The 6,845-nt window shown below is 52.0% G+C and carries 10 protein-coding genes; 5 read left to right on the top strand and 5 right to left on the bottom strand.

Features of this window, described 5'->3' with window-relative positions:
- The 3 genes from rpmG to radC form a co-directional block, all read right to left on the bottom strand.
- A partial coding sequence (gene rpmG, locus KQJ18_RS20155) for a 50S ribosomal protein L33 (RefSeq protein WP_216422584.1) occupies positions 1-152 on the bottom strand: 152 nt, incomplete at its 3' end.
- A gap of 20 nt (positions 153-172) precedes the next feature.
- Positions 173-409: a 50S ribosomal protein L28 gene (gene rpmB / locus KQJ18_RS20160; protein ID WP_003024071.1), complete on the bottom strand. Its 237-nt coding sequence runs from the start codon at positions 407-409 to the stop codon at positions 173-175.
- A gap of 218 nt (positions 410-627) precedes the next feature.
- The gene (gene radC / locus KQJ18_RS20165) at positions 628-1,293 is read right to left on the bottom strand and encodes a DNA repair protein RadC (RefSeq protein ID WP_038635368.1); all 666 of its coding nucleotides are present in this window, start codon (positions 1,291-1,293) and stop codon (positions 628-630) included.
- Positions 1,294-1,464: 171 nt separating this feature from the next.
- Between radC and coaBC the strand changes: the two genes are divergently transcribed.
- From coaBC to slmA, 3 genes are all read left to right on the top strand, one after another.
- On the top strand, positions 1,465-2,685 hold the full coding sequence (gene coaBC, locus KQJ18_RS20170; protein ID WP_216422585.1) for a bifunctional phosphopantothenoylcysteine decarboxylase/phosphopantothenate--cysteine ligase CoaBC: 1,221 nt from the start codon (positions 1,465-1,467) through the stop codon (positions 2,683-2,685).
- Positions 2,663-3,121 carry a dUTP diphosphatase gene (dut, locus tag KQJ18_RS20175; protein WP_006687626.1) on the top strand — a complete coding sequence of 153 codons (459 nt, stop codon included), beginning with the start codon at positions 2,663-2,665 and terminating at the stop codon, positions 3,119-3,121. Before coaBC ends, dut begins: the two co-directional genes overlap by 23 nt.
- Before the next feature lie 116 nt (positions 3,122-3,237).
- Positions 3,238-3,834 (top strand): nucleoid occlusion factor SlmA, encoded by a 597-nt coding sequence (gene slmA, locus KQJ18_RS20180; protein ID WP_003024060.1) that lies wholly within the window; start codon positions 3,238-3,240, stop codon positions 3,832-3,834.
- An 89-nt stretch (positions 3,835-3,923) separates the two neighbouring features.
- Here the strand turns inward: slmA and pyrE are convergent, their stop codons facing one another.
- Together pyrE and rph are read right to left on the bottom strand one after the other, a co-directional pair.
- The gene (gene pyrE / locus KQJ18_RS20185; protein ID WP_061066836.1) at positions 3,924-4,565 is read right to left on the bottom strand and encodes an orotate phosphoribosyltransferase; all 642 of its coding nucleotides are present in this window, start codon (positions 4,563-4,565) and stop codon (positions 3,924-3,926) included.
- Between the two features lie 65 nt (positions 4,566-4,630).
- On the bottom strand, positions 4,631-5,347 hold the full coding sequence (gene rph, locus KQJ18_RS20190) for a ribonuclease PH (protein ID WP_003024054.1): 717 nt from the start codon (positions 5,345-5,347) through the stop codon (positions 4,631-4,633).
- A gap of 125 nt (positions 5,348-5,472) precedes the next feature.
- Here rph and KQJ18_RS20195 point away from each other — a divergent pair, with 125 nt between their 5' ends.
- Together KQJ18_RS20195 and KQJ18_RS20200 are read left to right on the top strand one after the other, a co-directional pair.
- A complete protein-coding gene (locus tag KQJ18_RS20195) occupies positions 5,473-6,336 on the top strand; it encodes a YicC/YloC family endoribonuclease (RefSeq protein WP_006687630.1) in 864 nt (287 codons plus the stop codon).
- Between the two features lie 256 nt (positions 6,337-6,592).
- Positions 6,593-6,845: TRIC cation channel family protein (locus KQJ18_RS20200; RefSeq protein WP_216422582.1), on the top strand; the 253-nt coding region annotated here is incomplete at its 3' end.

The following is a 6,845-nucleotide window of genomic DNA, read 5'->3' on the forward strand; positions in this document are numbered from 1 at the left end:
TCTTTGTAGAGAACGTGCTGACGGACAACTGGATCGAATTTTTTCAGTTCCAGTTTTTCCGGCTTAGTACGTTTGTTCTTCGTAGTGGTATAGAAGTGACCAGTACCAGCAGAAGAAACCAGCTTGATTTTCTCACGAATACCTTTAGCCATGATTTATTTCCTCTTAGTACTTAGTACTTTTCGCCACGGGCACGCAGTTCAGACAGAACTGTTTCGATGCCTTTCTTATCAATAACACGCATACCTTTAGCAGATACACGCAGGGTGACAAAACGCTTTTCGCTCTCAACCCAGAAACGGTGAGAGTGCAGGTTAGGCAGGAAACGGCGTTTAGTCGCGTTCAGTGCGTGGGAACGGTTGTTACCGGTCACCGGACGCTTGCCAGTAACTTGGCAGACTCGGGACATGTCTATTCTCCAAAAATCAAATTAGCTCGAGCTTCGTATGGGGTATCGGCGCCTCGTCAGGCTTTACAGCCCGGTCATCGCGTAGTTCTAAGTGAACTCTCGATTGCCAGGCCCAAATGCCAAACCCGAGATTCTCAAAGGTGGCGTAGTATACGCTGACCCGGCGTTATGCTCAAGTCCCGAACAGACAAAGATCCCGATGGATCGCGTAAAGTGCGTTAAATCCAACCGCGTTCCGCAAAAGAAACGTACTCTCCGCGCCCAATGACCAGATGATCAAGCACCCGGATATCCATGAACTGACAGCATTTCACAACACGCTCGGTGATGAGTTTATCTGCTTTACTCGGCTCTGCACAACCCGAAGGGTGATTATGGGCAAGGATCACCGCTGACGCATTCATTTTTATCGCTTCACGCACAATTTCTCGTGGATGCACCTCAACATGGCTAAGCGTGCCGGAAAAAAGTTTGCTGTGTTTAATCACACGATGTTGAGAATCCATAAAGATCACCAGAAAGATCTCGCGTTCCTCTTGCGCGAGCTGGCTTTGCAGAAATTCTCGCGCCATTTCCGGGCTAAGTAACGCGCGCTCTTCCATCACTCGCACGTTATGGTAGCGCCTTGCCAGTTCGGCAATCCCTTTAAGCTGCGCATACTTCGCCAGGCCAATGCCGTGAACGTGGCTAAACGCCATATAGTCTGCTGATAACAGGCCATACAGCGAACCAAAATGCTGGATCAACTCTTTTGCCAACGTCAGCACATCTTTACCCAGAATCCCGGTGCGTAAAAAAAGCGCCAGTAGCTCAACATCGCTAAGTGAACCAGCCCCCTGCGCCAACAGCTTTTCCCGGGGCATCATACGTCCTGTATTTTCCATGTTTTCCCCTCCTTTCGCGTCCGCATAGTGGCATAACGCTTGTCGCGAATCGACGCTCTGTTATCACTTCTTCGTAGCGGCTCGCAAACTGAAGCGCGGGCAAAAGCACGACTCATTGCGGATTGTGATAAAATATCCGCCTTCTGGTGAAACCCAACAGGAAAGATCATGATGAGCCTGGCCGGTAAAAAAATCGTACTTGGCGTCAGTGGCGGCATTGCTGCGTACAAAACCCCTGAACTGGTGCGTCGTTTACGGGAACGCGGCGCTGACGTCCGCGTGGCGATGACCGAAGCGGCAAAAGCGTTTATTACTCCCCTGAGCTTACAAGCGGTTTCGGGTTATCCCGTTTCCGACAGCCTGCTTGACCCCGCCGCCGAAGCCGCGATGGGCCACATTGAGCTGGGGAAATGGGCCGACCTGGTTATTTTGGCGCCTGCTACGGCAGACCTGATTGCTCGCGTCGCCGCGGGGATGGCTAACGATCTGGTTTCAACGATTTGTCTGGCAACGCCTGCTCCTGTTGCTGTGCTGCCAGCCATGAACCAGCAGATGTACCTCGCTGCCGCGACCCAGCACAATCTGAGCATTCTTGCCTCGCGAGGTTTGCTCATTTGGGGTCCTGACAGTGGTAGCCAGGCATGTGGCGATGTCGGTCCTGGACGCATGCTGGATCCGTTGACGATTGTCGATATGGCCGCAGAACATTTCTCGCCTGTCAACGATCTGCAACATCTCAATATCATGATTACGGCGGGTCCGACGCGTGAACCGCTGGATCCCGTGCGTTACATTTCCAATCACAGCTCCGGAAAAATGGGATTTGCTATCGCAGCCGCTGCCGCAAAACGCGGGGCAAACGTCACGCTGGTGTCGGGACCTGTTTCGTTACCCACACCGCCATTTGTGCAGCGCATTGATGTGATGACCGCGCTGGAGATGCAAGCCGCCGTGCAATCTGTGGTGCAACAACAGCATATTTTTATCGGCTGCGCCGCAGTCGCTGATTATCGCGCCGAGACCGTCGCCCCCGAAAAAATCAAAAAACAGGCGACGCAGGGTGATGAATTAACAGTAAAAATGGTCAAAAACCCGGATATTATCGCCGGTGTTGCCGCACTGGATGCTAATCGTCCTTTTGTCGTTGGGTTTGCCGCCGAAACAAATAATGTGGAAGAATATGCCCGGCAAAAACGCATCCGCAAAAACCTTGATGTGATCTGTGCTAACGACGTTTCGCTATCAAATCAAGGGTTTAACAGCGACAGCAACGCATTACACCTTTTTTGGCAGGATGGAGATAAAATCTTACCGCTTGAGCGTAAAGAACTCCTGGGCCAATTATTACTCGACGAGATCGTGACCCGTTATGATGAAAAAAATCGACGTTAAGATTCTGGACCCGCGCGTAGGGCAACAATTTCCGCTCCCGACGTACGCCACTTCTGGCTCTGCCGGACTTGACCTGCGTGCTTGTCTTGATGACGCCGTAGAGCTGGCGCCAGGTGCAACTACGCTGGTGCCAACCGGGTTAGCCATCCACATTGCCGATCCCTCTCTGGCGGCGGTGATGTTGCCACGTTCCGGGCTGGGCCATAAGCACGGCATCGTACTGGGCAACCTGGTCGGTCTGATTGATTCCGACTATCAAGGACAATTGATGGTATCTATCTGGAACCGTGGTCAGGACAGCTTCACGATTGAACCGGGCGAACGTATCGCGCAGATGGTATTTGTACCGGTCGTGCAGGCTGAATTTAATCTGGTGGAAGAGTTTGAAGCCACCGATCGTGGCGAAGGTGGCTTCGGCCATTCCGGGCGCAAGTAACCCGCAGAAAAGTATCCCACAGCGTAATAACGCAATAACACACCGCAAACAGCCGTTTGCGGTCGCTGTGTGGATGCCTGCCTGGCAAGAGCTTATTTTCAGGGGTATTTTGTAACATGGTAGAAAAGCAAACTGCGAAAAGGAATCGTCGCGAAGAAATACTTCAGTCTCTGGCACTGATGCTTGAGTCCAGCGATGGAAGCCAACGCATCACGACAGCGAAACTGGCAGCCTCTGTAGGCGTTTCCGAAGCGGCGTTGTATCGCCATTTTCCCAGCAAGACTCGCATGTTCGATAGTCTGATTGAGTTTATCGAAGATAGTCTGATTACCCGTATCAATCTGATCTTAAAAGATGAAAAGGACACCAGCGCACGTCTGCGTCTGATCGTTCTGCTGATTTTAGGCTTCGGTGAACGTAACCCCGGTCTGACGCGCATTCTGACCGGGCATGCGCTCATGTTTGAACAGGATCGTCTGCAAGGCCGCATTAACCAGCTTTTCGAACGTATTGAGGCCCAGTTACGCCAGGTTCTGCGCGAAAAAAGAATGCGTGAAGGCGAAGGTTACACGGTGGATGAAACGCTGCTGGCCAGCCAGTTACTGGCTTTCTGCGAAGGAATGTTGTCCCGGTTTGTACGTAGCGAATTTAAGTATCGACCAACGGATGATTTTGACACCCGCTGGCCGCTGGTTGCCGCTCAATTGCAGTAACACGATTGCCGGATGGCGACTTTGTCTTATCCGGCCTGTGCAACCCGTAGGGCCGGTAAGCTTAACGCCACCGGGCAATTCAGCGACGATTAAACCCCAAACTCTTCTCGGTATGCCCGCACTGCTGCCAAATGTTCTGCCATCTCAGGCTTCTCTTCCAGATACGCAATCAGGTCTTTCAGGGTAATGATCGAAATTACCTTGCAACCATAATCACGTTCCACTTCCTGAATCGCTGAAATCTCGCCACGACCGCGTTCCTGACGATCAAGAGAAATCAGTACCCCAGCAAGCGTAGCGCCATTAGCCTGAATAATCTCCATCGACTCACGAATTGCTGTTCCCGCGGTGATAACATCATCCACCAGCATGACACGCCCCTCAAGTGCGCTACCTACCAGATTACCGCCTTCACCATGGGTCTTCGCCTCTTTACGGTTAAAGCAGTACGGTAAATCTTTATCGTGGTGTTCCGCCAGCGCAACGGCGGTGGTGGTCGCAATCGGAATACCTTTGTAGGCTGGGCCAAACAGCAAATCGAACTCGATGCCGGAATCCACCAGCGCTTCGGCATAAAAACGGCCTAGCAGTGCCAGATCGCGCCCGGTATTAAATAGCCCGGCGTTGAAGAAATAGGGGCTTTTGCGCCCGGATTTCAACGTAAATTCGCCAAACTTTAGTACCTGCTTGCTAAGCGCAAACTCAATAAACTGGCGCTGATACGGTTTCATGGATTCGCTCCTCATCTCACTTTATTACAGACAAAAAAAAGGCGACTCTTCAGTCGCCTTTAAAATCAATTTTCTAACGCCGCCTTCTGCGTCGCTACAATGGATTCGATTCCCCCTCGGGCCAATGCCAGTAGGGTGAGAAGTTCTTCATGGCTGAACGGCTCACCTTCCGCCGTGCCCTGCACCTCAATAATGCGACCATCTTCAGTCATCACCACGTTCATGTCAGTTTCTGCGGCAGAGTCCTCAACGTACTCGAGGTCACAGAGCGCTTCACCGTTGACAATGCCCACGGAAACCGCGGCTACCATCCCTTTCATCGGGTTAGTTTTCAGCTTACCGCTCGCCACCAGTTTGTTCAGCGCATCCGCCAACGCAACGCATGCGCCAGTAATCGATGCAGTACGCGTACCGCCATCTGCCTGAATAACATCACAGTCCAGCGTAATAGTGAATTCACCGAGCGTCTTCAGGTCAACAGCAGCGCGAAGTGCGCGGGCGATCAAACGCTGGATTTCCATGGTACGACCGCCCTGCTTACCTTTCGCCGCTTCACGGGCGTTACGGGTGTGCGTGGCGCGTGGCAGCATGCCATATTCTGCGGTGATCCAGCCCTGGCCCTGACCTTTCAGAAAACGTGGGACGCCTTCATCAATAGAAGCGGTACACAGTACTTTAGTATCACCAAATTCGACCAGCACGGAGCCTTCAGCGTGTTTTGTATAATTACGGGTCAGGGTGACGGGACGCACCTGATTGGCACTACGACCTGCTGGACGCATGATAAAATCTCCGGCTTGAAACGAATGTGGCTGCGCATTATACGGACTTCCGACGGTTATTCCTATCCTGACAAGACGTGGATGGCTATAATCCTCCCATCTCATCTTTAAAAACAGGAACGTCTATGATCCGCAGCATGACCGCCTACGCCCGGCGTGAAATCAAGGGTGAATGGGGTAGCGCAACCTGGGAGATGCGCTCGGTAAACCAGCGTTATCTGGAAACTTATTTTCGCCTGCCGGAACAGTTCCGTAGTCTCGAACCCGTGGTTCGCGAACGCATCCGCACGCGTCTGACGCGCGGTAAGATCGAATGTACGCTGCGTTTTGAGCCGGATGCCAGCGCTCAGGGCGAGCTGATTCTGAATGAAAAGCTCGCTAAACAGCTCGTGAGTGCTGCTAACTGGGTCAAAATGCAGAGTGATGAAGGTGAAATTAACCCGGTTGATATCCTGCGTTGGCCTGGCGTAATGGCAGCCCAGGAGCAAGATCTGGACGCCATTGCCGCCGAAATCCTCGCTGCGCTTGACGGTACGCTGGATGACTTTATCGTTGCGCGTGAAACCGAAGGTCAGGCGCTGAAGGCGCTGATCGAGCAGCGTCTGGAAGGCGTCAGCGCTGAAGTGACGAAGGTACGTGCGCATATGCCGGAAATTCTGCAATGGCAGCGTGAGCGTCTGGTGGCCAAACTGGAAGACGCACAGGTGCAACTGGAAAATAACCGTCTTGAGCAAGAGCTGGTGCTGATGGCACAGCGTATCGACGTGGCTGAAGAACTGGATCGCCTGGAAGCTCACGTCAAAGAAACCTACAACATTCTGAAGAAAAAAGAGGCGGTTGGCCGTCGTCTGGACTTCATGATGCAGGAATTCAACCGTGAGTCGAACACTCTGGCATCCAAGTCTATCAATGCCGAAGTGACTAACTCCGCAATTGAACTGAAAGTCTTGATCGAGCAAATGCGCGAGCAGATTCAGAATATAGAGTAACCTTTACTCTACGTAGCCCGCCAGTAAACGGCGGGACTACGTGTTTTTCCCGACGTTTCGCTTCCGCCCCTTCACTTCGAATTACATTTTCTCATCGTTTATTATTACACTCCACACTTTAGACAGCATGTCATAACGCATTTCTGACAAATTCGCATTAGCTGTAGTTATTAAAATCGTTTCACCTTAGAAAATCTCAATCGTGACAATGCGCACAAATCGATAACCTTAGCCCCCAGCACAACAGGGGGAATACATGCTGTTACACGTTTTATATTTAATTGGTATTACTGCCGAAGCCATGACCGGCGCGCTTGCGGCAGGACGTCGCCGTATGGATACATTTGGCGTCATTATTATTGCCACTGCGACCGCCATTGGCGGTGGTTCAGTACGCGACATTCTTCTCGGCCACTATCCGCTTGGCTGGGTAAAGCATCCTGAATACGTCATCATTGTGGCGGCCGCTGCGGTACTCACCACCATTATTGCTCCTGTCATGCCCTACC

Source organism: Citrobacter sp. S55_ASV_140, assembly GCF_018919505.1.
Taxonomy (GTDB): domain Bacteria; phylum Pseudomonadota; class Gammaproteobacteria; order Enterobacterales; family Enterobacteriaceae; genus Citrobacter; species Citrobacter werkmanii.